General features: G+C 64.5%; 26 protein-coding genes. 17 read left to right on the top strand and 9 right to left on the bottom strand.

Annotation, left to right across the window (positions count from 1 at the left end):
• Positions 1-93 precede the first annotated feature (93 nt).
• Positions 94-1,383 carry a hypothetical protein gene (locus tag KUM49_RS37215; protein WP_217241393.1) on the top strand — a complete coding sequence of 430 codons (1,290 nt, stop codon included), beginning with the start codon at positions 94-96 and terminating at the stop codon, positions 1,381-1,383.
• A 3-nt stretch (positions 1,384-1,386) separates the two neighbouring features.
• Here KUM49_RS37215 and KUM49_RS37210 read toward each other — a convergent pair whose 3' ends face one another.
• The gene (locus KUM49_RS37210; RefSeq protein ID WP_217241392.1) at positions 1,387-2,367 is read right to left on the bottom strand and encodes an ATP-binding protein; all 981 of its coding nucleotides are present in this window, start codon (positions 2,365-2,367) and stop codon (positions 1,387-1,389) included.
• A gap of 101 nt (positions 2,368-2,468) precedes the next feature.
• Here KUM49_RS37210 and KUM49_RS37205 point away from each other — a divergent pair, with 101 nt between their 5' ends.
• Positions 2,469-3,293 carry a Fic family protein gene (locus KUM49_RS37205; protein WP_217241391.1) on the top strand — a complete coding sequence of 275 codons (825 nt, stop codon included), beginning with the start codon at positions 2,469-2,471 and terminating at the stop codon, positions 3,291-3,293.
• 355 nt (positions 3,294-3,648) lie between these two features.
• Here the strand turns inward: KUM49_RS37205 and KUM49_RS37200 are convergent, their stop codons facing one another.
• Entirely contained in the window at positions 3,649-4,482 is an 834-nt protein-coding gene (locus tag KUM49_RS37200; RefSeq protein ID WP_217241390.1) for an HAD family phosphatase, read from the bottom strand.
• A 563-nt stretch (positions 4,483-5,045) separates the two neighbouring features.
• On the opposite strand from KUM49_RS37200, the gene ssd reads away from it, so the two are divergent.
• From ssd to KUM49_RS37180, 4 genes are all read left to right on the top strand, one after another.
• Entirely contained in the window at positions 5,046-6,158 is a 1,113-nt protein-coding gene (gene ssd, locus KUM49_RS37195) for a septum site-determining protein Ssd (protein ID WP_217241389.1), read from the top strand.
• 326 nt (positions 6,159-6,484) lie between these two features.
• Positions 6,485-7,735, top strand: coding sequence for a TadA family conjugal transfer-associated ATPase (locus KUM49_RS37190; RefSeq protein ID WP_254402380.1), 1,251 nt, complete (start codon positions 6,485-6,487; stop codon positions 7,733-7,735).
• 14 nt (positions 7,736-7,749) lie between these two features.
• Positions 7,750-8,793, top strand: a complete 1,044-nt coding sequence (locus KUM49_RS37185) for a type II secretion system F family protein (protein WP_374200247.1) — start codon at positions 7,750-7,752, stop codon at positions 8,791-8,793.
• Between the two features lie 212 nt (positions 8,794-9,005).
• A complete protein-coding gene (locus tag KUM49_RS37180; RefSeq protein WP_217241388.1) occupies positions 9,006-9,794 on the top strand; it encodes a type II secretion system F family protein in 789 nt (262 codons plus the stop codon).
• Positions 9,795-10,244: 450 nt separating this feature from the next.
• On the opposite strand, the gene KUM49_RS37175 is transcribed toward KUM49_RS37180, so the two are convergent.
• Complete coding sequence (locus KUM49_RS37175) at positions 10,245-10,961, bottom strand: 5-formyltetrahydrofolate cyclo-ligase (RefSeq protein WP_217241387.1); 717 nt, start codon at positions 10,959-10,961, stop codon at positions 10,245-10,247.
• Between the two features lie 13 nt (positions 10,962-10,974).
• On the bottom strand, positions 10,975-12,132 hold the full coding sequence (locus KUM49_RS37170; RefSeq protein ID WP_217241386.1) for a helix-turn-helix transcriptional regulator: 1,158 nt from the start codon (positions 12,130-12,132) through the stop codon (positions 10,975-10,977).
• 218 nt (positions 12,133-12,350) lie between these two features.
• Here KUM49_RS37170 and KUM49_RS37165 point away from each other — a divergent pair, with 218 nt between their 5' ends.
• The 3 genes from KUM49_RS37165 (at position 12,351) to KUM49_RS37155 (ending at position 14,150) form a co-directional block, all read left to right on the top strand.
• Positions 12,351-12,695: a recombinase family protein gene (locus tag KUM49_RS37165; protein ID WP_217241385.1), complete on the top strand. Its 345-nt coding sequence runs from the start codon at positions 12,351-12,353 to the stop codon at positions 12,693-12,695.
• The gene (locus tag KUM49_RS37160; RefSeq protein WP_254402367.1) at positions 12,692-13,303 is read left to right on the top strand and encodes an ATP-binding protein; all 612 of its coding nucleotides are present in this window, start codon (positions 12,692-12,694) and stop codon (positions 13,301-13,303) included. The genes KUM49_RS37165 and KUM49_RS37160 overlap by 4 nt, the downstream gene beginning before the upstream one ends.
• Before the next feature lie 508 nt (positions 13,304-13,811).
• A complete protein-coding gene (locus tag KUM49_RS37155) occupies positions 13,812-14,150 on the top strand; it encodes an Lsr2 family protein (protein WP_217241384.1) in 339 nt (112 codons plus the stop codon).
• Positions 14,151-14,218: 68 nt separating this feature from the next.
• Here KUM49_RS37155 and KUM49_RS37150 read toward each other — a convergent pair whose 3' ends face one another.
• The 3 genes from KUM49_RS37150 to KUM49_RS37140 all read right to left on the bottom strand — a co-directional run bounded on the left by KUM49_RS37150 (position 14,219) and on the right by KUM49_RS37140 (position 17,509).
• Complete coding sequence (locus KUM49_RS37150; RefSeq protein WP_217241383.1) at positions 14,219-16,174, bottom strand: AAA family ATPase; 1,956 nt, start codon at positions 16,172-16,174, stop codon at positions 14,219-14,221.
• Positions 16,175-16,322: 148 nt separating this feature from the next.
• A complete protein-coding gene (locus KUM49_RS37145) occupies positions 16,323-16,841 on the bottom strand; it encodes a hypothetical protein (protein ID WP_217241382.1) in 519 nt (172 codons plus the stop codon).
• Positions 16,842-16,957: 116 nt separating this feature from the next.
• Positions 16,958-17,509 carry a hypothetical protein gene (locus tag KUM49_RS37140; RefSeq protein WP_217241381.1) on the bottom strand — a complete coding sequence of 184 codons (552 nt, stop codon included), beginning with the start codon at positions 17,507-17,509 and terminating at the stop codon, positions 16,958-16,960.
• A 151-nt stretch (positions 17,510-17,660) separates the two neighbouring features.
• Between KUM49_RS37140 and KUM49_RS37135 the strand changes: the two genes are divergently transcribed.
• Both KUM49_RS37135 and KUM49_RS37130 read left to right on the top strand, forming a co-directional pair.
• Positions 17,661-17,990, top strand: a complete 330-nt coding sequence (locus tag KUM49_RS37135; protein WP_217241380.1) for a hypothetical protein — start codon at positions 17,661-17,663, stop codon at positions 17,988-17,990.
• A complete protein-coding gene (locus tag KUM49_RS37130) occupies positions 17,987-18,211 on the top strand; it encodes a hypothetical protein (RefSeq protein ID WP_217241379.1) in 225 nt (74 codons plus the stop codon). Before KUM49_RS37135 ends, KUM49_RS37130 begins: the two co-directional genes overlap by 4 nt.
• Before the next feature lie 127 nt (positions 18,212-18,338).
• On the opposite strand, the gene KUM49_RS37125 is transcribed toward KUM49_RS37130, so the two are convergent.
• Complete coding sequence (locus tag KUM49_RS37125; RefSeq protein WP_217241378.1) at positions 18,339-18,878, bottom strand: hypothetical protein; 540 nt, start codon at positions 18,876-18,878, stop codon at positions 18,339-18,341.
• Positions 18,879-18,927: 49 nt separating this feature from the next.
• Between KUM49_RS37125 and KUM49_RS37120 the strand changes: the two genes are divergently transcribed.
• The 6 genes from KUM49_RS37120 to KUM49_RS37095 all read left to right on the top strand — a co-directional run bounded on the left by KUM49_RS37120 (position 18,928) and on the right by KUM49_RS37095 (position 23,627).
• Positions 18,928-19,086: a hypothetical protein gene (locus tag KUM49_RS37120; RefSeq protein WP_217241377.1), complete on the top strand. Its 159-nt coding sequence runs from the start codon at positions 18,928-18,930 to the stop codon at positions 19,084-19,086.
• Entirely contained in the window at positions 19,080-21,284 is a 2,205-nt protein-coding gene (locus KUM49_RS50420) for a type IV secretory system conjugative DNA transfer family protein (RefSeq protein ID WP_217241376.1), read from the top strand. The genes KUM49_RS37120 and KUM49_RS50420 overlap by 7 nt, the downstream gene beginning before the upstream one ends.
• Positions 21,284-21,529, top strand: coding sequence for a hypothetical protein (locus KUM49_RS37110; RefSeq protein WP_217241375.1), 246 nt, complete (start codon positions 21,284-21,286; stop codon positions 21,527-21,529). The genes KUM49_RS50420 and KUM49_RS37110 overlap by 1 nt, the downstream gene beginning before the upstream one ends.
• Before the next feature lie 104 nt (positions 21,530-21,633).
• Complete coding sequence (locus tag KUM49_RS37105; protein WP_217241459.1) at positions 21,634-22,287, top strand: hypothetical protein; 654 nt, start codon at positions 21,634-21,636, stop codon at positions 22,285-22,287.
• Between the two features lie 119 nt (positions 22,288-22,406).
• Positions 22,407-23,087: a replication-relaxation family protein gene (locus tag KUM49_RS37100; protein WP_217241374.1), complete on the top strand. Its 681-nt coding sequence runs from the start codon at positions 22,407-22,409 to the stop codon at positions 23,085-23,087.
• A gap of 111 nt (positions 23,088-23,198) precedes the next feature.
• Positions 23,199-23,627, top strand: a complete 429-nt coding sequence (locus KUM49_RS37095) for a hypothetical protein (RefSeq protein WP_217241373.1) — start codon at positions 23,199-23,201, stop codon at positions 23,625-23,627.
• Positions 23,628-24,092: 465 nt separating this feature from the next.
• On the opposite strand, the gene KUM49_RS37090 is transcribed toward KUM49_RS37095, so the two are convergent.
• The coding region (locus KUM49_RS37090) for a hypothetical protein (RefSeq protein WP_217241372.1) at positions 24,093-24,663 on the bottom strand (571 nt) is incomplete at its 5' end.

Genomic DNA, 24,663 nt, shown 5'->3' with positions numbered 1-24,663 from the left:
CGTACTAATTCCTTCTCGGTCCCGTGCGAGCTTGACGGCCACAACACGCCTTCACCGGCGTCGGCCCGAGAGAAGGAAGTAGGTGGGCGGAACATGGCCGCCATCCAGAGGATCGCCGTGGTCGCCGCGGGCGCCGTGGTCGCCGCGGTCTGTGCCGCGTCCCTCGCCGGCTGCGGGATCGGAAGCGACGGTTCCAAGGAAGCAGCGGCAGGGCCACCGAAGGCGAAGCCGGCCCAGGCGCCGCCCAAGAATGTCGTCCGCCTGATCGGCGACGGCTCCACCTCGTACACCGGAGCCCAGCCCCACCTGCCCCGACCCGAACGCCTCAAGCCGGGCCAGAAGCCCCCGCAGTTCGTGGTGTTCTCCTGGGACGGCGCCGGTGAGGACGGCCAGAGGCTGTTCTCCCACTTCCGCAAGGTCGCCAAGGCGAACAACGCGACGATGACGTACTTCCTCAGCGGCGTGTACATGCTCCCGGAGGAGAAGCGTGACCTGTACAGGCCGCCGCAGCACTCACCGGGCCGCTCCGACATCGGCTTCAACGACGAGCGGGGCATCGCCGAGACCGCGAAGCAGTTGCGCATGGCGTGGCTGGAGGGCAACGAGATCGGCACCCACTTCAACGGCCACTTCTGCGGCAGCGGCGGCGGGGTCGGCGAGTGGTCGGTGGAGGACTGGAAGGACGAGATCGCCCAGGCCAAGCACTTCGTGAAGTCCTGGAAGACCAACGCCGGCCTGAAGAACGCCTCCCCGCTGCCCTTCGACTACGACAAGGAACTCATCGGCGCCCGCACACCCTGCCTGGAGGGCCAGAAGAACTTCATGAAGGCAGCCCGCGAGCTGGGCTTCCGCTACGACACCAGCGGTGTCAACAACCAGGTCTGGCCGAAGAAGAAGGAAGGCCTGTGGGACCTGTCCATGCAGCTCGTGCCGTTCCCCGGGCACTCCTACGAGCAGCTGACGATGGACTACAACTTCATGGTCAATCAGTCGGGCACCAGGACCCAAGGTGACCCCGCCAAGCACGACTTCTGGGGCGACCAGATGCGCGACGGTCTCCTCGGGGGCTTCCGCCGGGCCTACGACGGCAACCGCGCGCCCCTGATCATCGGCAACCACTTCGAGTCCTGGAACGGCGGCACCTACATGCGGGCCGTCGAGGAGGTCGTCGAGCGGGTCTGCAACAAGCCCGACGTGCGCTGCGTGTCCTTCCGGCAGCTCGCCGACTGGCTGGACGCCCAGGACCCGAAGACCCTCCAGAAGCTGCGCTCCCTGACGGTCGGCGAGGCCCCGAAGCAGAGCTGGGCGTCCTTCCTGTCGGGTGGCCGCCCGGCCCCGGCCCCGAAGGGTGTGCCCGGGGCGCCGACGGCCAAGCGCCAGTAGTCGTCAGGCGGTTGCCACGACACTCTCGCCGAGCACGAAGGAGGGGTCGACCTGCGCTGCCAGGTCGGCCCCCGTGCGCTCGTTGCCCCAGGACTGGGCGTTCTTCAGGTGGAAATGCACCATCTGGCGCGTATAGCGCTCCCAGTCCCGCAGCTCGTACGTCGCGTCGGCGGCCGACTGCAACCGGCTCAGGGCGCGGTGGTTGGCGTCCTCCAGGAGCTCGAACCGGGGCGGTCGGCCCTTCTCCAGTGCGCGCACCCAGTCCGAGTGCCCCACCGTCACGAGCAGGTCGTCCCCGACTTCGGCACGCAGGAAAGCGAGATCGTCGTCGCCCTGCACCTTGTTGCCGACGACCTTCAGGGTGACACCGAAGTCGCGGGCGTACTCCTTGTACTGGCGATAGACGGAGACCCCCTTCCGGGTCGGTTCGGCGACGAGGAACGTGATGTCGAAGCGGGTGAACATGCCGGAGGCGAAGGAGTCCGAGCCTGCCGTCATGTCCACCACGACGTACTCGTCCGGGCCGTCGACGAGGTGGTTCAGGCACAGCTCCACCGCTCCGGTCTTGGAGTGGTAGCAGGCGACCCCCAGGTCGGCGTCGGTGAAGGGGCCGGTGACCATCAAACGGACGGTGCCACCATCGAGTTCCACCGGCCGGGCGCAGGCGTCGTACACCGGGTTGTCCTCGCGCACCCGCAGCAGCCGCGAGCCCTCGCCGGGGGGCGTCGTCTTGATCATCGTCTCGGTCGAGACGATGCGCGGGTTGGAGCCGCGCAGATAGTCCTTGATCAAGGGCAGCCGCTCGCCCATTGCGGGCAGCGTTGCCGCCTCCGCCTCGTCCAGGCCGAGCGCCGGGCCCAGGTGCTGGTTGATGTCGGCGTCGATGGCGACGACCGGCGCCCCGGTGGCCGCGAGGTGGCGGATGAAGAGGGAGGACAGGGTGGTCTTGCCGCTGCCGCCCTTCCCGACGAAAGCAATTTTCATGTTCACCAAGCGTAGTGGCTCGATAGCTGTAGGTGGCAGGTGTGCGTGAAGAAGACCACTCCTTCGTGGGGTGGGCGCCTGGGCTGCGTAGGGTCGTACTTATGAGTACGACAGGGGCGACCGCCGATCCGCTCGCTGCCCTGGGCTCGCTGCCCGGTGTGGCCGAGTCCGTGGAATCCATGCGCAAAGCAGTGGACCGGGTCTACGGACACCGGGTCATGCGGCGCCGCAGCAACGAGATCACCTCCGAGGCCGCCCTGCGCGGCGCGCGCGGCTCGGGGGCGCTGTCCGGCGCGGACTGGGCTCTGGAGGAGGTGCGCCGACGCACCGACTTCAGCGGCGACGACGAGGCGCGCGTCATGGGCGGTGCCCTGCGGCTGACCGCCGAGGCGGGGCAACTGCTGTCCATCTGGCGGCAGTCGCCGCTGCGGGTGCTGGCCAGGCTGCACCTGGTGGCCGCCGCGACCGCGGGCGACGAGGTGGGACGCCCGCGTCAGGCGGGCGAGCCGGTCGACGAGCCGCTCATCGAGCTGCCGCTGCCGAGCGCGGCAGAGGTCTCCGGCCGCCTCGAAGGGCTTTCCGAGCTGATCATCGCGGGCGGTTCGGCACCCGCTCTGATCACGGCCGCCGTCGTGCACGGCGAACTCCTCGCCCTGCGCCCCTTCGTCTCCCACAACGGTCTGGTCGCGCGCGCGGCCGAACGCATCGTCCTGGTGGGCAGCGGCCTCGACCCGAAGTCCGTCTGCCCGCCGGAGGTCGGTCACGCCGAACTGGGCCGCGCGGCCTACCTGGCGGCGCTCGACGGCTATGTCTCCGGCTCTCCGCAGGGCATGGCCGCCTGGATCGCCCACTGTGGCAGGGCGGTCGAACTGGGGGCCCGCGAGTCGATGGCGGTGTGCGAGGCGCTGCAGCGCGGGGCTGCGTAGGGAGTCCCCGCACGTCCCGAATTCCCCGGGAAAGGGTTGCGGCGGTACGAGAATTCGTACCGCCGCTGGCATGTCCACCGGGGTACCAAGCGTCCTCGAATAATGCCCATCAGGTCGGGAACTTTGCCCGTCCCTGGTGCGGCTGGCCCGTAATCGACGGGTCGACGTCGCGTGGGTGCCCGGTGTTCATGCTCGGTCCGTGGGGCCAAATTGCGTTCTTAAGGTGATCCTTTCGGATGTCCTTGGTCTCGCGGGCCGTTAACCCCTTTGTACTCCTGGACCGGGGCAAGCGGAAGCCCAGGCAGCACTTCTTTACTTTTAGTGTCAAACGGACATTAAGCGGGTCGTGGCATGGTCAGGCCGGAGCGGCGCGGCGCCGGCTGGCGTACCAGACGAGGCCCGCGGTGGCCGCCGCGGCGCCCACCGCCGCGACCGCGACGAGCGCCGGACGGGGCGGGACGGAGAAGGCGGGCAGCCGCTTCTTGAGCCGGACCGGCCGGTGGAAATCCAGAATCGGCCACCCGCGCGCGAGCGCCTCACGACGCAGCGCGCGGTCGGGATTCACCGCGTGGGGGTGACCGACGCACTCCAGCATCGGCAGGTCGGTCGCCGAGTCGCTGTAGGCGTAGCAGCCCGCGAGGTCGTACCCCTCCGACTCGGCCAGTTCCCTGATCGCCTCGGACTTCGTCGGGCCGTACGCGTAGTACTCCACCTCCCCGGTGAAGCAGCCGTCGTCGCCCACCACCATGCGGGTGGCCACCACGCGGTCCGCGCCCAGCATCTCGCCGATCGGCTCGACCACCTCGGCACCGGACGTGGACACGATGACAACGTCGCGTCCGGCGGTGTGGTGCTCCTCGATGAGGGAGGCGGCCTCGTCATAGATGATCGGGTCGATGAGCTCGTGGAGCGTCTCGGCGACGATCTCTCTGACCTGCTGGACGTTCCAGCCGCGCACGAGTGCGGACAGGTACTCGCGGGTCCGCTCCATCTGGTCGTGGTCCATGCCACCCACCAGGAAGACGAACTGGGCATATGCGGTACGCAAGGCGGCCCTGCGGTTGATCAGCCCGCCTTGGTAGAAGGACTTGCTGAAGGTGAGCGTGCTCGACTTCGCAATGACCGTCTTGTCCAGGTCAAAGAAGGCCGCTGTGCGGGGCAAGGAGTGGTTTTCCACAACCATGAGCATAGGCGCAGCCCATTCGGCGTAAGGTGGGCGCGTGGGTTTGCCTGAGAGGCCTCTCGGGTACACCATGGAAGTCACGGATCGTTCGCGACCGTGCTAACCCGGTCCGACTCCTCCCCCCCCGAGTCGGCCGTGGAGACGACCCCCGCTCTCCCCCCCGGCGGGGGTCGTCGCATGTCCGGGTGGGTTTTCCCCTTCAGTAAGCGGCCGCGGGGCCGCGTTGAGGCGGCTGCGGCCGCCTCTTCCGCATGCCCATGATCCGTCACGTTCTGTAGTCGTCGCGCTGCTCTGCGGAAGTCGCACAGCGGGTGGTACAGCGGTCACCGGTTTGGGTGACGGTGATATTCACAGCCGTTGAGTTGTCCACAGATATCGACCAAGATCCACAAGATTTCCGGGATCCCTGCACCGTGATTCCCACGCATCCGGCTCGCACCGAGTTCATGGCTGGTTCCGGTTTGTCGGGCGCGTTTGGCCGGTCGGTATCGGCCGTTCATATGGAGGCCGGTTGCCGGTTCTTCACACGTTTGGGAATCGCGGGGCCGTGGTGGCCCCGCGGAAGGGGGATGGACACCGTGGCCGCAGCCGTCACACACGATCCGCCGCCCGCCGCCGGAGGGCGGCAGGGCAAGCCGTTGATCGTGACCGAAGACGCCGAACTGCTCGATGATTTGCTGCGCCTGTGCGCGGCAGCCGGCGCCACACCCGAGGTCCACCACGGGATGCCGGACAACAGAGGCAACTGGGAGGCCGCGCCCCTCGTGCTGGTCGGCGACGACGCCTCACGGCGCGTCCGCGGGGCCGCACGCAGGCGCGGAGTGGTGCTGGTCGGCCGCGACCAGGACGACCCCGGTGTCTGGCAGCGGGCCGTCGAGATCGGCGCCGACCACGTCCTGATGCTGCCCGACGGCGAGCAGTGGCTGGTCGACCGCATCGCCGACGTCGCCGAAGGCATCGGCCGGCCCGCCCTCACGGTCGGCGTCATCGGTGGCCGGGGTGGGGCCGGAGCGTCCACGCTCGCCTGCGCGCTCGCCGTCACCTCCGCGCGTGAGGGACTGCGCACGCTCCTTGTGGACGCCGATCCTCTGGGCGGCGGACTCGATGTACTCCTTGGCGGCGAGAGCGCAGAAGGCCTGCGCTGGCCCGCGTTCGCCGCCTCGCGCGGCCGGGTCGGCGGGGGCGCCCTGGAGGAGTCGCTACCGCGTCTGCACTCCCTGCGCGTGCTGAGCTGGGACCGCGGCGACTGCGTCGCCGTCCCGCCCCAGGCCGTCCGGGCGGTGCTGGCCGCGGCCAGGCGCCGGGGCGGGACGGTCGTCGTCGACCTGCCACGCCGTATCGACGACGGCGTCGCCGAGGTTCTCGCCCAGCTCGACGTGGGGCTCCTCGTGGTCCCCTCGGAGCTGCGCGCCGTCGCCGCGGCGGGCCGGGTGGCCTCTGCCGTCGGCATGGTCCTGCGCGACCTGAGGGTCGCCGTCCGCGGGCCGTACACCCCCGGGCTCGACGACCGCGAGGTGGCCCGGCTGCTCGGACTGCCCCTGGCCGGTGAGGTGCCGGTGGAGTCCGCGCTGCAACGTCCGCACGGGAGCCAGGCGCCTCCGGGCGCGGCCGCGCGGGGGCCGCTCGCGCGCTTCTGCAAGCAGTTCTGGGAGCGGGCGCTGATGGAGGCGGGTGCCGCGTGAGTACGTTCTCTGAACTTGAGGGGGTCCCCGCTGGGCGGGGCGGTGGCGCGGTGAGGGGGGCGTCCGGGCGGTGGGTGGCCGGTGAGGTCGCGTCTGAGCCGGGGCTGGGTGGTGGGGTTGCGTCCGGGCGGTGGGTGTCTGGTGGGGCTGCGTTCGGGAGGGTGCCGGGCGGTGAGGCTGTGTCCGAGCCGGGGCCGGCTGGTGGGGTTGCGTCCGGGCGGTGGGTGTCTGGTGGGGATGTGCCAGAGCCGGGGCTGGGCGGTGGGGCTGCCTCCGGGCGGTGGCTCGCCGGCGGCGCGACTTCCGTTGGGGCGAGCAGTGCGGACCTGTCGCCGGGGCTGCTCGACGGGGTGCGGCAGTGGCTGGTCGAGAGCGGGGCGGAACCGACACCCGCGCGCGTGGCGCAGGCGTTGCGGGAACAGGGGCGGGTGCTCGGAGACGCGGAAGTCCTCAGCGCTGCCGAACAGTTGCGGTCCGAGCTGGTCGGAAGCGGTCCGCTGGAACCGCTGCTCGCCGACCCGTCGGTGACCGACGTACTGGTGTCGGCCCCCGACCGGGTCTGGGTGGACCGTGGCGGTGGCCTTGAGCTGACCACCGTCGCCTTCCCGGACGCGGCTGCCGTACGACGGCTCGCGCAGCGCCTGGCCTCGGTGGCCGGACGCCGGCTCGACGACGCGCGGCCCTGGGCCGACGCCCGGCTGCCCGACGGGACCCGGCTGCATGCGGTGCTGCCCCCGGTCGCCGTCGGCTGCACCTGCCTGTCCCTGCGGGTCGTACGGCCGCGGGCGTTCACTCTCGACGAGCTCATGGCGGCGGGCACGGTGCCGCCGGGCGGGGACCGGTTGCTGCGGGCGCTGCTCCGGGCACGGCTGTCCTTCCTCATCAGCGGCGGCACGGGCAGTGGCAAGACGACGTTGCTGAGCGCCCTGTTGGGGCTCGTCGGGCCGGACGAGCGGATCGTGCTCGCCGAGGACTCGGCGGAACTCAGGCCGCACCATCCGCACGTCGTACGGCTGGAGAGCAGACCCGCCAATCAGGAGGGCGCGGGCCTCGTCACGCTCGAGGACCTGGTCCGGCAGGCGCTGCGGATGCGGCCGGACCGGCTGGTCGTGGGGGAGGTGCGCGGGCCCGAAGTGGTGCATCTGCTGGCCGCGTTGAACACCGGCCACGAGGGCGGCTGCGGGACCGTGCACGCGAACGCGGCAGCCGATGTGCCGGCCCGGCTGGAGGCGCTGGGTACGGCCGCCGGGCTCGACCGGGCCGCACTGCACAGCCAGTTGGCGGCCGCGCTGTCGGTCGTACTGCACCTCGTACGCGACCGGACAGGGCGGCGCCGGATCGCCGAGGTGCACGTGCTGGAGCGGGATCCGACGGGGTTGGTGCGGACGGTGCCGGCGCTGCGATGGAGCGCGGAGGGGTTCGCGTACGAGCGGGGGTGGGAGCGGTTGCGGGGGTTGATTCGGGATGAGTGCGGCTTGCGCGATGCGGGGGAGGGGTGTGGTTCGTCCGGGACAGGCGAGTTGGTGGGCGTGCCGACGCCTGTGAACGGACTGGCTGTGGAGGGGGCGGGGTGGTGAGCGGAATCGGTGGAATGGGCGAGATGAACGGGACATCGATGGGGGCGGCTGTGGCGTGTGCCGGGGCTGCTGTCTGGCTGTTCGGTGGGCGGCACTCGGGCGCGCGGAGGGCGCAGTTGCTGCTCGCGGGTGGTGGCGTGGTGGGGGCCGGACCGCCCACGTGGGGGCAAATGGCTCGAGGGCTGCGGCGGATTCGGAGGCGGCTGCGCGCCGAGTGGTGGGCGCTGGCCGTAGGGCTGGCGCTGGCGGTGTGGGGCTCCTCTGTGCTGCCGATCGTCGCGGGGGCGGCCGGGGTGCCGTTGCTGCGGCGGGTTCGGCTGGCGAGTGAGACACGGCGCGCGCGGGAGCGTCGAGGTGACGCGGTGATCGCGTTGTGCGGGGCGCTCGCGGGGGAGGTGCGGGCCGGGCGGCAGCCCGGGGAGGCGTTGCTGCGGGCGGTTCGGGAGGCCGGTGGGCTCGGTGACGTGCGGGCGGGGGCGGTGCGGGATATCGGCGGGCTGTACGTGCCGGCAGGGGCGCGAGGCGTCGGCGGGCCTGGTGACGTGAGGTCGGGGGTGCGGGAACCAAAAGGGCTCGGTCGTGTGCGGGCGGGGGTGCCGGACTTCGGTGGGCTCGCAGGCCTCGGCGGCCTCGGTGAGGCTGAGGCGGCGGTGTTGGCGGCGGCGCGGTTTGGCGGGGATGTCCCGGCCGCGCTCGCTGGTGCCGCGCGAGAGCCGGGTGCCGAGGGGTTGTTGGGGCTTGCGGCTTGCTGGCGGGTTGCCGTGGACCAGGGCGCGGGACTCGCGGCCGGACTCGACCGACTCGAAGGGGCATTGCGCGCAGAGCGTGATCAACGGGCCGACCTGCGGGCGCAGCTGGCGGGCGCCCGCTCGACGGCGGTGATGCTTGCCGGCCTGCCGGTCCTGGGCCTCGCTCTCGGTACGGCCCTTGGCGCGGATCCGCTGCACGTACTGCTGCACACCGGGGCGGGACTGGGCTGCCTGTTGGCCGGTGGCCTGCTGGAAGGGCTGGGGATGTGGTGGGCGATGCGGATCGTGCGGGGAGCGGAGGCGGTGTGAGGGCTACGGCTGAGGAAGCGGACGGTCGGCCGCGAAGGAAAGGGCGGGGCGGGAGCCGGCCGAGGACGAGGGGCGGGGCGGCAGGGCGCCGACTGGGTGGGCCGACGCGCCGAAGGTCGGCGGGGGGCCGGCTGGCCCGGTGGGCGTCGGCCGAGGGCGGACGTGGTGGGAGAAGCGGGAGTCGGCAGAGGTCTCGGGAGGGAGACGGTGGCGTGAGTGCGGAAGTTGTCCACAGGCTGGGGGTGGCCGTGGGGATGGTGCTCGTCCTCGGATGGCTGGTGCGGTGGCTGGAGTCGGTGCGGCGGGAGCGGAGGGTGCGGCGGCGGTTGGCCGGGCTGTTGGCGACGGTCGGGGAGCCGTCCAAGGGGCCGCGCATCGAAGCGCGGGACGTCGCTCGGCGATGGCTGCCGATGGTGGGGGTGGCGTGTGCCGTGTGGCTTCTGGTCGGTGGGGTCGCCGGTGCGGTGGCGGGGTCGGTTGCCGCGGTCGGGCTGTGGCGTTGGCGGCTCCGGCAGGCGGCGGCCGGCACCGAGGCGGAGAACGACGCCCGAGAGGCGGCTCGACAACTCCCCCTCGCCGCTGACCTCTTGGCGGCCTGCATCGCGGCGGGCGCCGGTCCCGTGGTCGCGGCGCAGGCCGTGGGTGAAGCCCTTGGCGGTCCTGTCGGAGAAGGGCTGGCGCGGGGCGCCGCAGAGGTGCGGCTCGGCGGCGAACCGGGCGAGGCCTGGCGAAGGCTCGCCTCGACCCCGGGCGCCGGAACCCTGGCGCGACTGCTGGAACGGGCCGGCGTCTCCGGGCTTCCCGCGGCCGGACCGGTGGCCAGGCTCGCCGCTGACGCCCGCGCCGACTGGACGCGTGAGGCGACGGCACGGGCGCGGAGGGCGGCCGTCATGGTCGCCGCGCCGGTCGGGCTGTGCTTCCTGCCCGCGTTCATCGCGGTGGGCGTGCTGCCCGTGGTCATCGGGCTGGCGGACGGGGCGCTGGGAGGAGGTGGTGGATGAGGAGAGGCGAAAGCGACGGCAAGTAGGGGGCGTGGGCCGCGAGTGGTCGACGCACGGCAGGTAGTCAGCTGGTCAACGGAACGGAACCTCACGGGGGTCGAGATGCACAAGGCGGTACGGGCGCGGCTGCGTTTCCAGGTGTGCAGGGCACGGGCGGCGCGGAGGGACGCGGGGATGGTCACCTCCGAGTAGTCAAAGGTCTGGCTATGCACCCATTCCGACAGGGGTAAGTCTACCTGCCAGACGGCCCGATTGGCAGTCCGCGCCGGTCAGTAAACGTGCAGGTCAGCAGCCCTTTTCTGAGGCTCCCTGGGGTCCTGCGAGGCATCGCCAGGGGACGCACATAGACGCGCCTGCGCGTCAATCAACGACAAGATCAGAACGCGAAGAAGCGCCCGACCAACGGCGGCGGATCGAGCGCTTCTTGTGTCAGTCTTACGGCCGGTTCGCCTACGCGGGTTTGCGCTGCGCCAGCACCGGAATCGCCGCGATCTTTTCGGGCGTCAGGTCATCCCACACCAACCCGCGCGGTCGTCGGCGGTTGGGGCAAGCGATCACCTCGCCGGGGGTGACGATGTAGTCCACCGAGAAATCGTGCTCCGTCTCGGGGATGTCGTTTTCGATGACTTGAAGCTCATGCACCGGTGCCACGATCACTGTCTTCTCAGTCACCAGGCCGGCTTCGATGAGAAGCGCAACTTCAAGGTCGGAGTACCCGGCACCCTTGCCGATACGTGCTCCCGAACGGTTCACGGCCACGCTGCCGCACACCACGATGTCGATCGGCTCGACCTCTTCAACGCCGACGCGGCGGGCAACCTGAGCAGCGCCCTTCTTGTCGGCAGCCTCCTCGGGCGAAATGGTGAGCGCCTTGGGGTCGAGCAGGTAGAAGGGTTGGGGGCTGGCCATACGCGGCACGGCCATATACACCCGCTTGCCGTCTTTGAGGGCACGCACACGAACGGGAAGCTGTGCCCAGTCAGGGTTTGCCTTGACGGTGCCAGCACGCCGCCACTCGTCCAGGGTTGCCAGCTGTTCGGCTGTCGCCTCCGAACCGTAGAAGCCGGGAATCTTCCCGTACGAATCAGCCGGTGCTCCGCCGCCGTCGATGAGTCGTCGCCACACCTGCTCGCGTACGGCCTGCTTCGCCTGGTCGATGTCCGTCAACGCTCCACCCGTTCTACATCAGGGCGAGCAGCCGATCGTTGATCTCCTGCGCCCATGGTTCGCTCCGCCACTGCCGCAGCTCCCGCCCGGCAGAGAACGCCAGATTAAGACCGCCACCGCCGCGCGTCAGCTCCACGGCATCAATGGTGCGGTGCATGACACTCGCCGCCTCGTCCAGCTTGCCTTGACGGATGAGCGCCAACGTCAGGTTCCCCAGCGCGATGGCTTGAGACTTCTTCTTGCTAGCCAGCGCTCGTGAAGTCATGCGCAGGATGGGTTCGGCACGTTCAGGAAGATCGAGGAACAGATAACAGCTGCCTGCGAGCCGGTTGTACTCGTTGACCGTGTAGAAGGGTGCCGCCAGATCATCGGGGTGGGCGCGGTCGAACTGAGCGTCAGCCTTCTTCAAGGCGGCTTCGCACTCGCTGAGTGCACCGGTCATAGCGTGGCCCTCGGCAACGTGAAGCAGACTCAACCCAGTAAGCGCCGGGCTGATCGCTTGAGCGACATCGGCTGCCTGCTCGGCGAGAGCCGCTCCTCGCACTGGGTTCTTCTCGCCGTAGAGTGCAACGAAGCTCATCCGCAGCGTGGCGTACGCCTCCATCGAGGGGTCACGCGCATGACGGGCAGCACTGACGGCTTCCTTGAAGTACTGAACCGGTGCGTGGTGGTCGCGGCGCTGAGAAACGTCCCACACCAGCTGCCCCATGATCGTCGCTGAATCGGCTTCGACTTCATAGAGGGCCCGGCGAACACGCGGGTTCGCCACGTTCTTACGGAGGAAGCGCACCTGGCCGTGCAGTTGACCGGCGCGACCAAGCAGCGCCGTCGACGCCTCTTGGTCGTACGACTCATCCAACTTCCGCAACTGCTCGTGGAGGTAGGCAACGACCATGAGGTCGGCCGATGCTGGATTTTCTAGGGCGTACGTCATCCGCTCGCCGAGTTGAGCGTCGGTGACGGTGATGTCATCGAGGAGCGCTTGAAGTTCCTCGTTCGACACCTTGAGGGCTCGCGCCAGCTTTGGCCGTAACCATGCTTGCGGCTCCGTCTCGGCAGACTCCCAGCGACCTACTGTCGAACGCTCGACGCCAAGAAACTCGGCAAGGTTCTCCTGGGTGTGGCCTGCCGCTTTACGACGCCGGACGAGACCCATCCGCTTCGCTGCCATCGCCCATCCCTCCGGTACGGGGCGAGGTTTCACCATAGCCGCGCAAGTGGCATTCGTGCAGGCCAGCGCTGTAAATCCCCCATGGATGCGACAAGAGTGCCGCACGTTTGCTGTGGTGTCTTTGCAGGTCAACCCGCTTCTCTGGCAAGCAGGTTGGCGGGCGGATGGCACTCTCGTGCCACTGCTCGCCGACCGCTCCAGTCCCCCAGGAGGAACGGATGCGACCGGCCATGTTCGGATACATGCGGCTCGCCGCAAGCGACGATCCAGATGAAAACCAGGCAGTTGAAACGGAGTTGCGGCGTTACACGCTCCGTGAAGGCTTCGAGTTGGAGCGGCTGTTCATCGAACGACTCGACTCCAGTGATGAATCCGCCTTCTTCGCGCTGACGGCTGCCCTGAAGACCACCGACGTCAAGTGCGTCATCGTGCCGTCCCTGTGGCACTTCGCCAGGCTTCCCGGGCTGCAAGCGGCCATGCGCGACCACATCGAGCGGGAACTTGGGGCACGGCTCTGGATCATCCAGAGCACCGCCGCTCAGCAGCGGGGTGTCACGTCATGAGCGCTAACGACGTCAAGCCCATCCCTCTACTGTCGGCGTCCCTCCGGTTGGTCGCTGTTCCTATGGCGGTCACAACGTCGCGAAGGTTCGTCGACTACACGCTGTCGCAGTGGAAACTGACCGACCACGCCGAGGCTGCTGCGCTCGTGATGAGTGAACTCGTCACCAACGCGGTGAAGGCCAGCGCCGTGATCGCCCCGAAGGCGAAGCCGGGCGAGGCCAAGCCTGAACGTGTCGTCGGTGTGCAGCTGCGTGCCATCGAGGCAAGCGTGCATGTTGAGGTCTGGGACGGAGCGGAAGAAGCGCCGGTACGTCGGACGCCCGACTCCGACACAGAAGGTGGGCGCGGCCTACTACTGGTCGACGCCTTGGTGAAGCAGTGGAACGTCTTCCGCCCGATGGTTGGCGGCAAGGTCGTCACGGCTGAACTGCCGCTCGGGCTACCGATAGAAGCTGCGGCTTCTGACGAGATGCATGCCCCGTTGCCGTTGCCCGATGGCCTCCGGGCGCACGGGCCGGTAGCGGAGCGAGCTCGATCGGCACTCTTCGAGTACCTGATGGAGACGACCGTCTCAACGATGTGCGCGCGGGTAAACGATGCGACCTGAGCACTGTGGCCGGCTGACCGTAGGACACTTCCACCAAGGCCCGGTCAGCCACCGATGAAGTCACAGCAGATATGGGACCTGTTCGACTGGTTTCGTGGGTCGTGCTTCCGCTGCGAAGCGGTCGGTGTTCCCGTGGCGGTGGTGGGTGACATCACGGCGCAGGACACGCCACTGCCGCTGTATGCCTGCCACCTCTGCATCTTCCGGATGCAGCAGTCGCATTGGTTCAGGACGAAGCGGCGAGCGTGGCCGCTTGAACGGTTGCAGCTACCTCCACGAGCGGGCGCGAGGGTGGGGCGCAGAGGTTCACTGAAGTGGCTCACATACAGAAAAAAGTCCAGAGCATGAAGAACGCCCCCGACGCAGACACGGGGCGTTCTTTGCTGTCTGGGTGAGAACCGAACACGGAAGATTCACCAACCACGTTGCGGCGGTAGGGTTGCGCTGATAAGAAGTCAGCAACATCCAAAGCGTTTTACTCTGAACACTGGCGAAGGACGAACTCACGATGGCACAGCAAACCATTATCAAGCTGCTCGATGACCTCGACGGGTCTGAGGCGTCCGAGACGATCGTGTTCGGCCTCGACGGCAGGACCTACGAGATTGACCTGAACGAGAAGAACGCTGCCAAGCTGCGTAAGGCTCTTGAGTCGTACGTCGACAAGGGCAGGAAGATGAGCCAGACGCGTGGTGGTAGGCGTGGAGCGGCTTCGCCGTCAGCAGCCTCCAGCGGCGACACTGCCCAGATTCGCGCGTGGGCCAAGGAGAACGGCTACGAAGTGAACGACCGTGGCCGTGTCCCGGCGGAAATCAAGGAGGCGTATGGCAAGGCCAAGGTTGCCTAGCGTCACCCGCAAGAACGAAGAACGCCCTCGCTGTGGATGCGAGGGCGTTCTCGTTTTTAACTCAAGCTCTACGAGTTCTCCTGCATGAACTTATCGAGCAGTTCACGCAGTACCTGCGGCGGCTCGTCCATCGCTTCGGCGAGGGCAAGACCGTCCTTCGACTTCTTGTAGCCGCGATCCAGGTATTTCGTCCACAAGCCGTTCAGAACATCTGCGCCAGGAGCGAGATTCTTCCATTCGGCATCCCAGTTGGATGAAGCCTCCCTCTCATGCTGCTCCCATGTTGAGGAGATCTTCTCTTCAATCTCCTCAGCGGTAGGAACACGCGCCAAGACTTCCGCGGACAATGCCGCCTTGTCTGCCGATTCCTTCGCCAACTTGCCACGTAGTTTATTATCGACAAGCCGGATCGGGTCCGCGAGGTCTGCCATGGCCTGCTTCAACACGACCACTTGCTGAAGCTCGTCAGCCAGTTCACGGGATGCCGAAGAAATCTCCTCGACCGTCACTGTCTCCTTGCCAAGCCGTTCACGCTCGGCGTTGATGACCGTCTGGATTGCCTTATCGTCGAGCATCAGATTCTCAAGCTCACGGCACGGCAGGACGTAGACGTTCTCCGATGCTTCCAATGTGGCCAGGAATTCAGCGGAAAGCTCATCCCGGTCTCGAACGTAGAGAACGCGACGTTGACCAAGCTCCCCATCTGCTTTGTCGAGCCAAGCGGCGAAGAGCTTGGCGTGTCGAGCATTGTAGCCGCCACCCCCACGAATGATGACGATCCGGGGGTTATTCAAGACGGACGGGAACCAAGTGTCGAGAATTTCTTTGTCTGTCGGGCCTTCCACGATGAGGACGCGCTCAGCAGAGAGAACATCACTCAACCGAACGCCAAGCTCCTGTAGGAGCGTCGTGCGCTCGGTAGTAACAGGGGCAACTGCGGAATTACCCTCCGTACGGGAGACGGCAAGCACCGACGTGTTAGGGGAATGCCAATCGAGAAGCGCGGCGGAGTGAGTGGAAGCCAAGAACAGGCGACCTGCCGACCATGTTTGAAGCAGGGTCAACAGCGCTCGCTGGGCACTAGGATGCAGTCCGGTTTCCGGCTCTTCTAGCAGGACGACATTGGCTGATTCAGTCAGGCCGACGACAAGCAACATGAGTAGTTGCTCAACGCCCGAGCCCAGGTCTTTGAGGTTGTGCCGGACGCCGGAAGAGCTGTCCTTGAAAACAACCTCGACACTTGTATTTTCCACTGGAACCATGAGTTGGCCGACATCTGGCACGATGCTTGTCACATGTGTCTGCAACTCCTGCCAAACGTCAGGCCGGTTCGTATAGAGGTGAAGTAGAACCGTTGCGAGATTCGAGCCGTTGGTTTCAAGGAGTGGAGTCACACCTGAAAGCGCAACCTTCCGGCCTGCCGATTCGCGGAGTGGTTGAAAGTGAAAGTAACCCTTCCGCCATTCCGTGAGGATGTTGTGAGGGATGCCGCTCGCGTAACCCTGAAAATGATGGAGAGTGTCAGATGGATGACTTCCACCTCCTGAACTTCTTTGGGTCAGATCGTGATCCTCGTTCGTCAAGGGAAAGTCGGCAGTAGAAAACTCGAAGGAGCCGGGCGAACGTGATTGAAGCAAGGCGATAGTGCGTTCTTCCGATGCCCATTGGATCGTAATCCGAGTTGGTCGAATGAAGCCTTCGTGTTCAGAAAATACCCACTCCATCCAGTGGGCAGTGTCTGCGTCCGCGAGAAGACCGTGAAGATCGTCCGACTGGCCAAGAATGAGGGCCCTTTCCTCATCATTTAGAGACCAGCGAGCAGTGACGCGAGAGTTGAACCCTTGAGCATGTCGAACTGAATCCGTAAACTCACGGCCGGCGACGATGTCGAAGGCGGAGAGAAACGCACTTTTACCTGAGTTAGTTGGCCCGGCTACAAGGAAGAGACCATTACCTCGAAGGTCAACGGAAAATTTTCTGTACCCGCGAAAATCTACTCCACGGATGTGGATCAGCTCGGCCATAAGTCCTCCCTTGGTAACGTCTAAATAAACTCTTCTGAGTGTAGCAAGTTGACACCTTTGGGCATAGAGGTAAGTCGTCACTCACAAGATTGAAAAATGCCCCCGCAGCGGACGCGGGGGCGTTCTTCGCTGTCAGGGGCGGTGTGGGTTATGCCGTTGCGGCGTCTTCGTGTAGCCGCCTCTCGACAATGGTGATCCTGCTGCGCTTACGAAAATCTGGTTTCTGGGAGACTCGCTGCACCTGAACATGACGAGGACGCTCGGGAGTGCCCATGCTCATCAACATGCGAACGCGATCAAACCTGTGTGTCGCGGGATTGAATCCCTCGTCGAACATCCAACCCTCTACATAGTAGTTCGGAAATTTTTCGTGAGGGAATCTTTCACGAGGGGGTTGAGAGATTAGTGCGTCGACCAGGAGGAGGCGATTGATTCCACCGGGCAGATTTACTGTGCACGGCTGAACATGGGTTGTGCGGTTAGCGGTCTGGGCGGCCATGACATCCTTGAGATCGAACGTCGGCCCTCCAATAAAGTAGACCGGTTCACTGGCGTCAAACCCTTCAGCCATGTATCCCTCTGTCTCATGCACCCCGTAACGGCGTCGTTGATGAACAACAACCTCGGTTACGGCAGGGATTCCCATGATCTCTGTTGCAGAGGCCATAACTCTCTCCATGATTGATTCTGGCAGGGCGGTCCGTTCGCTAAGCGTGCGAAAGGACCGCCGCGCCAGAAAATATGGAGAGTAGCAATTTGGGCCGAACTTATTTAAACATCGAGTTACGCAGAGATCAACCTGCTGAGTGTTGGCGCGAAGGTCAACGCGTCAAGGGTAAGCGCCAAAATGCATACCGCCACCATAAATCCCTCGGCGTAACCTTCTAGCTTTTCCCTCTCCGTATTTCTGAACAGCCCAAGACGGTAGCATTTAATTGGAGCGCGAGAAATTGGTGGTTGAACTTCCGCACCGAGATTCACGCCGCACACAGAGTTTTCCAGGATGATGCGGGCCAAGTCCCATTGACCTGCTTTCTCACGTCTCCTGACACTTTCCGAGCATCCATATGCGATCAGTAGGCGGCTGCGGCGAAGTCCTACGTTTGGCTCCTGCTTGCCTGTAATCCCCAAAATATTGAGCACGGCATCCCGCTGCTCGTCGTGGCCGATCATCTGTGCGAACTTCTTGAGCCGCTCCACGGCGTCTTCGGTCGTCTCGCTGTCCGAGTGAAGATGCTTCATCAGTGTTGGGAAGGTGGCTAGCCGGGCTGCCGTAAGGCCCACCTTCTGCTTCAACTGCTCAAGCTCACTGAACAGAAGAGCCAGTTCATCCACCGTCTGACCTCGCATTTGTTGGCTCTGTGTGGGGAATCTGTGGCGCCACAAGATTATGGCAGGACGCCAACATTTGCTCGGTGACTGGTGGTTGCTGCGCTTCAGTGGTTGCGGAGGCCGCGAAAGGCGGCCGAACGCAAGGAGCAATCCATTGGCCAGAGAAGTTGAGCGTTACCAACCACCCGACCCCAGCCAAGCGGCGTACCAAGCAGGCCACGAACTCGCCCGGCAACTGCCGTCCCGTGAAACGCCACAACCAACCGGCAACCTCCCGATGCCCCGCGGGCTCGACCCTTCGGCGCTGGCCGGCTACTTCGAGAACCATCCGTTCTTCGAGCAGGGGCAGACGAAACGTCAGCGACAGACCACCCGGGAGATGCACGTCATCGGGGAGGACGAGTACAAGCTGACGGAGACGACCATCGATACCGAGTGGTTCAGCTTCGGCCGCGACATCTTCATGAAGGGCAGCGGCCAGTGACCCACGACCAACAGTTCCTCGTCGGGTGTGTGGTGACGCTGCTGTTCCTCGCGGCTGTCGTCGGTGGGCCGCTGTTCTTGGCGCTCCGGATGATGCCGCGCATCAACAGGGCGAGGCGGAGACGGCAGATCGAGACGGCCATGCGCCTCGGTGTCCTCGACGGTGAGCTCATCCAAGAAGTTGGCGACAAGCTGTACCGCGAGCGGGAGGGGCAAGCCTGATGCCCCACAACGAAGTATGCCCCGACTGCAACGGAAATGGCCTGGTCGTTCCTGACGACGCAGGACCGTATGAGGACCCCATTGACTGTGAACGCTGTGGCAGCGACGGGTACATCGTCGTTGACGACTAGCGGGGAGCGCTGAAGCGCTCGACCTTCAGGAAATCGGTGAAGTCGCGTAGCTCCTGGCGCTGCTTGTCCAGGAGCGCGCGACGCTGGTTGCGAGGTACTACCCGCAGCAGATCGCGGGAATGACTGCCGAGGTCATACCGAAGCCGGCCGAAGCCCTGGGCGACGAGCCGATGGTCGTGGGGAACTTCCCGGCCGTCGTAGAAGCGGGCGAGCAGCAGCACCAGGCGGCGAAGCTCGACGGCATTGTGTCGCTCGACCATCTGCCATGCACGGCGGGCCTGTTCGCGGTCGCCTTGCTTCTCGGCTTCGTGCGCACGACGACGGTGTTCATCGGCGTGTGGGGAAGCGATCGAAACCGACGGCCCCAACGCCCGGTCAATGTGACCACCGCACGACATGTACGTGTGAAAGCCCAGGAGCCGGAGAACGGCGACCGTGTCGATGATCGGGCGGTCTACCGCCATCCCCATGCCATCTCGAAGCTGACGCACTGCGTGCTTCTCGGCTTCCCACAACTCCCGCTGTTCTTTTGTCATATCTCATTCCATTTTACGCCGGAACGATCATTTTTAGGAGAGGTGCCAGGTGAAGAAGGCCCGCGCGTGGCTCGTCATGCTGCTGCTTGGCGTGATGGCGATTCGGATGCTGTGGCTACTCGTTGAACCGCTCATCCCGGTACTGCTGATCGCGCTCGTCATCGTGATGGTGCTCGGCTTCCTGTATCACCGGTCTTCGCGGTGGTAGACGACGAGAAGCTGCGGACGTTCCTTCTCGGCTTCCCGGCAGGGCTAGACGAGCGCCAGGTCGTCACATGGCTCGGCTCCGTGAACGGCTTGATCCAGCTCGGCCCGCGGCGGCTGGTTGGTGTGTCGTCCCTCGTCCTCGAAGTCCGCGCGGATGAACGCGGCATCCAGCACCGCATCCGGGTGCCGCGAGGTCAGGCGAACTTCGTGACGGCGCAGCTGCGCACCCTGATCCCTGGTTCTACGGTCACGCCGGCGAGGACGGAAGAACAGGGCGACGTATGGACGACCGCGGTGGAGCTTGGGTCGACGGATTCACGGCGTCGGCTTCGCACGGTGGACGGCGCATTCATGTCCGCTCGGCTCCTGGCCATGATGCAGGGCCTCGCTCGGCGAGAAGCGCTCCTTCTCCAGTGGGTGATCTCCCCGGCTGTTCCAACGCACCAACCCCTCGGGGCCGACGCGGGGGTGGTGGTGCCGTTCTTCGGCAGCGGCCAGCGGCGGGGTGAACGTTCCGACAAGGAGACGGCCGCTAAGCACGAGGAGCCGAACTTCCTCGGCGTCCTCCGCGTAGCGGTGAAGGCCGCAGACGACGACCGAGCAGCACGGCTGCTGTCTGGTCTGCGGCATGCCCTCATGAGCGTCAGTGGCAATCGCACTCGATTCAGGCGGCGCTTCGTGTCCCCTCGTCGCGCAGCTCGACGCGTTTCACGGGGTGCAGCGCCGCTGCTCTTTCCATCCCGTCTTGCGACGAGCGAACTTGCTGGGCTGTTGGCGTGGCCCATCGGGGCGCCGCATGTCGCTGGGCTTCCACGACCACGCACGCGGCAGCTGGCGGCGACAGGGGCGATTTCATCCCGAGGGCGGGTGATCGCTCGCTCCAACTTTCCTGGTGCCGAGCGACTGCTTGCCCTCGATCCCGTTCTCTCAGCGCAGCACCTTCACGTCGTCGGCCCGACTGGCAGCGGTAAGACGGCGCTGCTTACGAACCTCATCGAGCAGGACATGAAGGCGGGCCGCGGGGTCGTCCTCGTCGAAAGCAAGGGGGATCTGTTCAAGGCGGCGCTGGAGCGTGTGCCAGAACAGCGGCTTCAAGATGTCGTCCTGCTCGACGTTGGTGACACCGACCATCCGGTGGGGTGGAACCTGCTGACCGGCAGCCCATACCTGGCAGCGGCTGGTATCCAAGCGCTCTTCGACCATCTGTATCCGCAGGACGCGAGGGGCGTACGGGTACGGGCAGGCTTCTACCACCTCATCTTGACCCTCATGCTCAGTCAGGGTGCGGAGGAGCCGATGTCCTTTGCGGACATCGGGCCTCTCGCCTTGCCGCAGGCAAGACAAGAGGACTTTTCTCGTCGCCTCATCCGAGGTGTTTCCCACGTCGAGGAACTGGCCGACTGGTGGCGCAGCATCGATGACCGGATGCGCACCGCCCACTTCCAACCGATCCTGGATCGCATCTGGCAGCTCAACAACCGCCCGGCGCTGCGGAACATCCTCGGGCAGGGCCGGAGCACGGTGGATCTTCCGAAGCTCCTACGCGAGCGGAAGATTCTGCTTGTCAACCTCAGTCGCGCAACGGAGGGGAAGGACACGGCCGGGCTCTTCGGCTCCCTGCTACTGAACGGAATTTGGGGAGCTGTCCAGGCCGGGGCGTGTGATCCGACCAACCCAACACAGCTGTACCTCGATGAGTTCCAGGACTTCATCAACCTGCCGATCTCTGCGTCAGAGTGGTTCGCTCAGGCGCGTTCGCTCGGCCTGGCGGTGACGGTCGCACACCAACACCTCGACCAGCTCACCCGTGAACTCCAGGCGGCAACGCAAAATAATTGTCGCTCGAAGGTCGTCTTCCAAACGGCGGCGGACGAAGCCCGGGACTTTGCCCGCCAGTTCGGCCGCAGCGTGAGTGAGGACGACTTCCTCAATCTCAGCCGCTTCGAGGTCCTGATGCGCCTGGCAACGGAGGACGGGGTGAGTGCGCCGCTCTCTGGCGTGACGCTTCCGCCCAGTGACTCCACCGGCTTCGCTGACGCGGTTCGCCGACTTTCCCGCGAGCGCTACGGACGGCCACGGGGAGAGGTGGAAGCGGAGATCCGGGCGCGAAGGGAAGGGCGGAAGAAGCCGAGCACCCAGGCGCAGCCGGCCACTGCTCCTAAGAGGCGGCGGTTCGGCGGCCCGAAGGTGGAGGGGTAATGCCGGGCACTCAGAACGCGCAGTCAGAAGTGGCGTACTTGCGCCGAAGTTGCGACTACCTTCTGTCGGCACTGCGCGACGTCGAGAAGGAGCTTGGTCGGTTGCCGGATCTTACCGAAGCCCAAGAAGCCATCTTGGACATGGAGACCTCTTTGGCTGGCGAGGACATCCGAAAAGACCTCGACCACGCGGCGGGGTCGGCGGAAACCTGGCTGCGGCGAGTCGAGAACGTACGGAACTGCTGACCCGGCGGTGCTACAACCAGCCCTGAGGTAATCGCTGGTGGTCCTCCAACTTGGCCTGTATCCTGACCTGTTCGCTCGTGATCACTCACGCTCGGAGGAGCACGGTGGCAGACATCCAGAAGATGGTTGACCAGCTTGACTTCTTGATCAAAGCTGCGAGCAACTACGAGGTACGTGACGGCTGGCTCCAGCCGTACAACATGCCTGCCGATGCCATCGTCCTTGGAAACCGCCTGGAATCGGCGATTGAGCGTAGCGCGCTGGCCGGGACCGTCTACATCAAACAACTTGATGACGCACGCGCTCTGCCGCAGCCTCAAAAGTTCTTGGAAGTGCAGCACGTCGCGATTGGTCTACGGGACGACCTCATCGCAGGTTGGTACTCATCGGTGGTGGAGCTGGTGCATGCCGACACGTACGGCGACTACCTGGAGATGGCTGAGGGTCTTCTCGACCAGGGATACAAGGACCCTGCGGCGGTTATCACGGGCACGTCCCTCGAAGTTCACGTGCGCTCGTTGTGCGTGAAGCACGGCGTCGATATCGCAATGCCCAACGGCTCACCCAAGAAGGCCGACACGATGAACGCCGACCTGAAGAAGGCGGGCGTTTACGACGGCTTGCAGCAGAAGCAGATAACGGCCTGGATGGATCTGAGGAACAAGGCCGCTCACGGAAACTACTCCGATTACGACCAGGTACAGGTGCGGCTGTTTATTGAGGGTGTTCGGGCCTTCATGATGAAGCACCCCGCGTAATACTCGGTGTGTAGGCGAGCCCCGTAGGCCAGGGGTAGGCCGGCCGTAGGTCTACCCCTACACCTTTGACCCTGTGACCAGGAAGGATGACAGGGCCTATCTAGGCGGAGGAACCACCCGTGGAGCTCGCCCAGCGCGACTTTGAAGTACTCAAGCTCACCCGCACCTTCTCTCAGCTTGCTTCGACGCACATTACAGAGCTGCTGTTCTCAGATAGATCCCACTCGGTGCCGGATAGGGTGCTGGGCCGGTTGGTGAAGCTCAGTTACCTTTCCCGCGTTGGCCGGAGGGCGACAGGGGAGAAGGGCGGGGCGGGTGCGTACGTGTACCAGCTCGGCCGTGCGGGGCGGTTGCTGTTGGGCGTTGATGGGCGGCTTTCTAGGGCAGTGAACAACCACTCTCTTATGATCGCGGACATGTATTTGGAGCTGCGACGAGCGGAGCGACAAGGGGTGCTTGTTATCCATGATTGGGCCGTTGAACGGGCTGTTCCTCCACGCGTGCGTGCGGATCTCTTCGTGAGCGTCGAGTATCCGGCACAGAGGCGGCGAAGCAGCTACTTCCTTGAGGCCGATTTGGGGACGGAGCCACTGCGAGTTATTCGGGAGAAGGTTGCGGGATATTGGGATGCTGTCGAATTGAGCGAGGATGAGTACTTCCCGTACGTGGTGTTCGTCGCAAAGGAGCGGGTGCGCCTATTGGAACTGGAGAGGTTTTTCCAAGGGTTTGATGAAGAACTGCGAGAGATGGTCTCTCTAGCTGTAGTCACAGACATGCAAAACAAGTTTCTCATGCTTTAATGGGGATGGCTCGTTCTATGACTCTCTATACTCAACCCCTAATTGTTGTAAATAATGAAAAATAACAAAAACCCATTGCTTTTCATAGACCGTCCGGGTTAATATAAGGCCATGTCTAAATCGTTATCACAAGAAACTGCCGCCGCCTGGATTAAGCGCCTTTTTGGTGACACTACCTCTAATTACGTGACTGTTGAAGCTATATGGTCAAATGCGGGTCGAAGCGGTAACGCAAAAGAAAAGAACAGAGGTTGGTTGTACAATCTCTTGGGGAGTATAAAGCACCTCGACCTTGTCGAGAAGGATTATGACACTGTTCGGGGTGTGAGGACTATTCGCGGTATCCGCCTTACAGAAGCGGGCGAACGAATCTTGCGCGGTAATGCAAGTCGCCAAGAAGCCTCGACGCACGAAATTCGACAGGTTACTTTTAAGTCCGTGAAAGAAGATATCGGCAAGTTGCGTGAGCAATATCCCGAGTTTATTATTGTTTTTGATGCATACCTAGGCCCCGATGACGAGAAGGAGGTGAGCATGTAATGACGACGCAAAAACAATAGAGACCTAGGGTTGCAGCCTAGGTCTCGGTAACCACAATTTTTGTTGATACGCAAATTTATTGGTTAATTCTATTTTAGAACATTTCGGGCTGCAAGTCAATAAACCGCTGCCTTTTCTTTTACGAGGGCGGTAAAATAACGGCACATTGCGTGTCAAGGAACTTCAGTATGACTGATTACTATGTCAACGACCATGAGCAAACTAATGGTGACCACGAGGTGCACCATTCGGGGTGTATGTACTTCCCGCTAATTGTGAGCAAGGCTTACCTGGGGGCTTACTCCAACGCCATACCGGCGGTTATCGAGGCCAGGATAAACCATTACGTGCGGTCTAATGGCTGTGCGTACTGTTCACCTGAAGCGCACACAAGCTAAGAATCAATCCCACTTAAAGGGCCCGTATATGGCGGGTCCTTTAAGTGGGTACCTGCGACGCTGCCAGTTACACTTTCGTTCGGACTATTCTGAAGATAGCTACCGTTCCCAAGTACGGCGATGGGCCGCCAGTAAGCGGGTAGTCGTCCATCGTCGCGGAGTAGAGGGCGAGCCTCTTCTCTGCAAGTTCATCCAAGATAGCCGTGATGCTTCGTTGTGCATCCCGTACCGAGGAGCGAGAAAACTCGATGTCTCCTGAGATATCGCTCCAGTCCCGGAAGCTTTGAACAGCACCGTCAATGAGGTCCTGCTCCTCGTCGGTGCAGTCGTCTGGCTCCTCGTGTTCCAACCACCCAAGGCTGCCGGAGAGGATCGGCCAGAGGTCACGACCCGTCTTGATGTGGTCGAGGAAGACAACCTCGAACTCGGGCTCGTCCACCGTGATGACGTCGATGATCCTGTCGACCTGCGCCCGCTTGAGCTTGCTGATCTCATCGGCAAGCATCTTGAGACCCCACACCTCGATGGTGACGCCGGGGTGCAGCGGGCGAAGCTCGTTGTCGATGAACTGGTCGACCTCGCCCGGCAGCGTGTCGTTGGTGAGGAAGCGCCACACCTTCACGTCGCGGTGCTCCTGA

The sequence above is a fragment of the Streptomyces sp. AC555_RSS877 genome (assembly GCF_019049245.1).
GTDB lineage: Bacteria > Actinomycetota > Actinomycetes > Streptomycetales > Streptomycetaceae > Streptomyces.
Note: the sequence above shows the minus strand (reverse complement) of the source record. Positions and strands in the feature narration are given on the sequence as shown.

Bases quoted from the DNA above. Each gene is read 5' to 3' on its own strand.
- KUM49_RS37155 (WP_217241384.1), top strand. From the start codon at position 13,812: ATGGCACAGCAAACCATTATCAAGCTGCTCGATGACCTCGACGGGTCT.
- KUM49_RS37145 (WP_217241382.1), bottom strand. From the start codon at position 16,841: ATGGCCTCTGCAACAGAGATCATGGGAATCCCTGCCGTAACCGAGGTT.
- KUM49_RS37160 (WP_254402367.1), top strand. From the start codon at position 12,692: ATGAGCGCTAACGACGTCAAGCCCATCCCTCTACTGTCGGCGTCCCTC.
- KUM49_RS37165 (WP_217241385.1), top strand. From the start codon at position 12,351: ATGCGACCGGCCATGTTCGGATACATGCGGCTCGCCGCAAGCGACGAT.
- KUM49_RS37150 (WP_217241383.1), bottom strand. From the start codon at position 16,174: ATGGCCGAGCTGATCCACATCCGTGGAGTAGATTTTCGCGGGTACAGA.
- KUM49_RS37110 (WP_217241375.1), top strand. From the start codon at position 21,284: ATGCCGGGCACTCAGAACGCGCAGTCAGAAGTGGCGTACTTGCGCCGA.
- KUM49_RS37205 (WP_217241391.1), top strand. From the start codon at position 2,469: ATGAGTACGACAGGGGCGACCGCCGATCCGCTCGCTGCCCTGGGCTCG.
- KUM49_RS37170 (WP_217241386.1), bottom strand. From the start codon at position 12,132: ATGGCAGCGAAGCGGATGGGTCTCGTCCGGCGTCGTAAAGCGGCAGGC.
- KUM49_RS37215 (WP_217241393.1), top strand. From the start codon at position 94: ATGGCCGCCATCCAGAGGATCGCCGTGGTCGCCGCGGGCGCCGTGGTC.
- KUM49_RS37210 (WP_217241392.1), bottom strand. From the start codon at position 2,367: ATGAAAATTGCTTTCGTCGGGAAGGGCGGCAGCGGCAAGACCACCCTG.
- KUM49_RS37095 (WP_217241373.1), top strand. From the start codon at position 23,199: ATGTCTAAATCGTTATCACAAGAAACTGCCGCCGCCTGGATTAAGCGC.
- KUM49_RS37200 (WP_217241390.1), bottom strand. From the start codon at position 4,482: ATGCTCATGGTTGTGGAAAACCACTCCTTGCCCCGCACAGCGGCCTTC.
- KUM49_RS37125 (WP_217241378.1), bottom strand. From the start codon at position 18,878: ATGACAAAAGAACAGCGGGAGTTGTGGGAAGCCGAGAAGCACGCAGTG.
- KUM49_RS37185 (WP_374200247.1), top strand. From the start codon at position 7,750: ATGGGCGAGATGAACGGGACATCGATGGGGGCGGCTGTGGCGTGTGCC.
- ssd (WP_217241389.1), top strand. From the start codon at position 5,046: ATGGACACCGTGGCCGCAGCCGTCACACACGATCCGCCGCCCGCCGCC.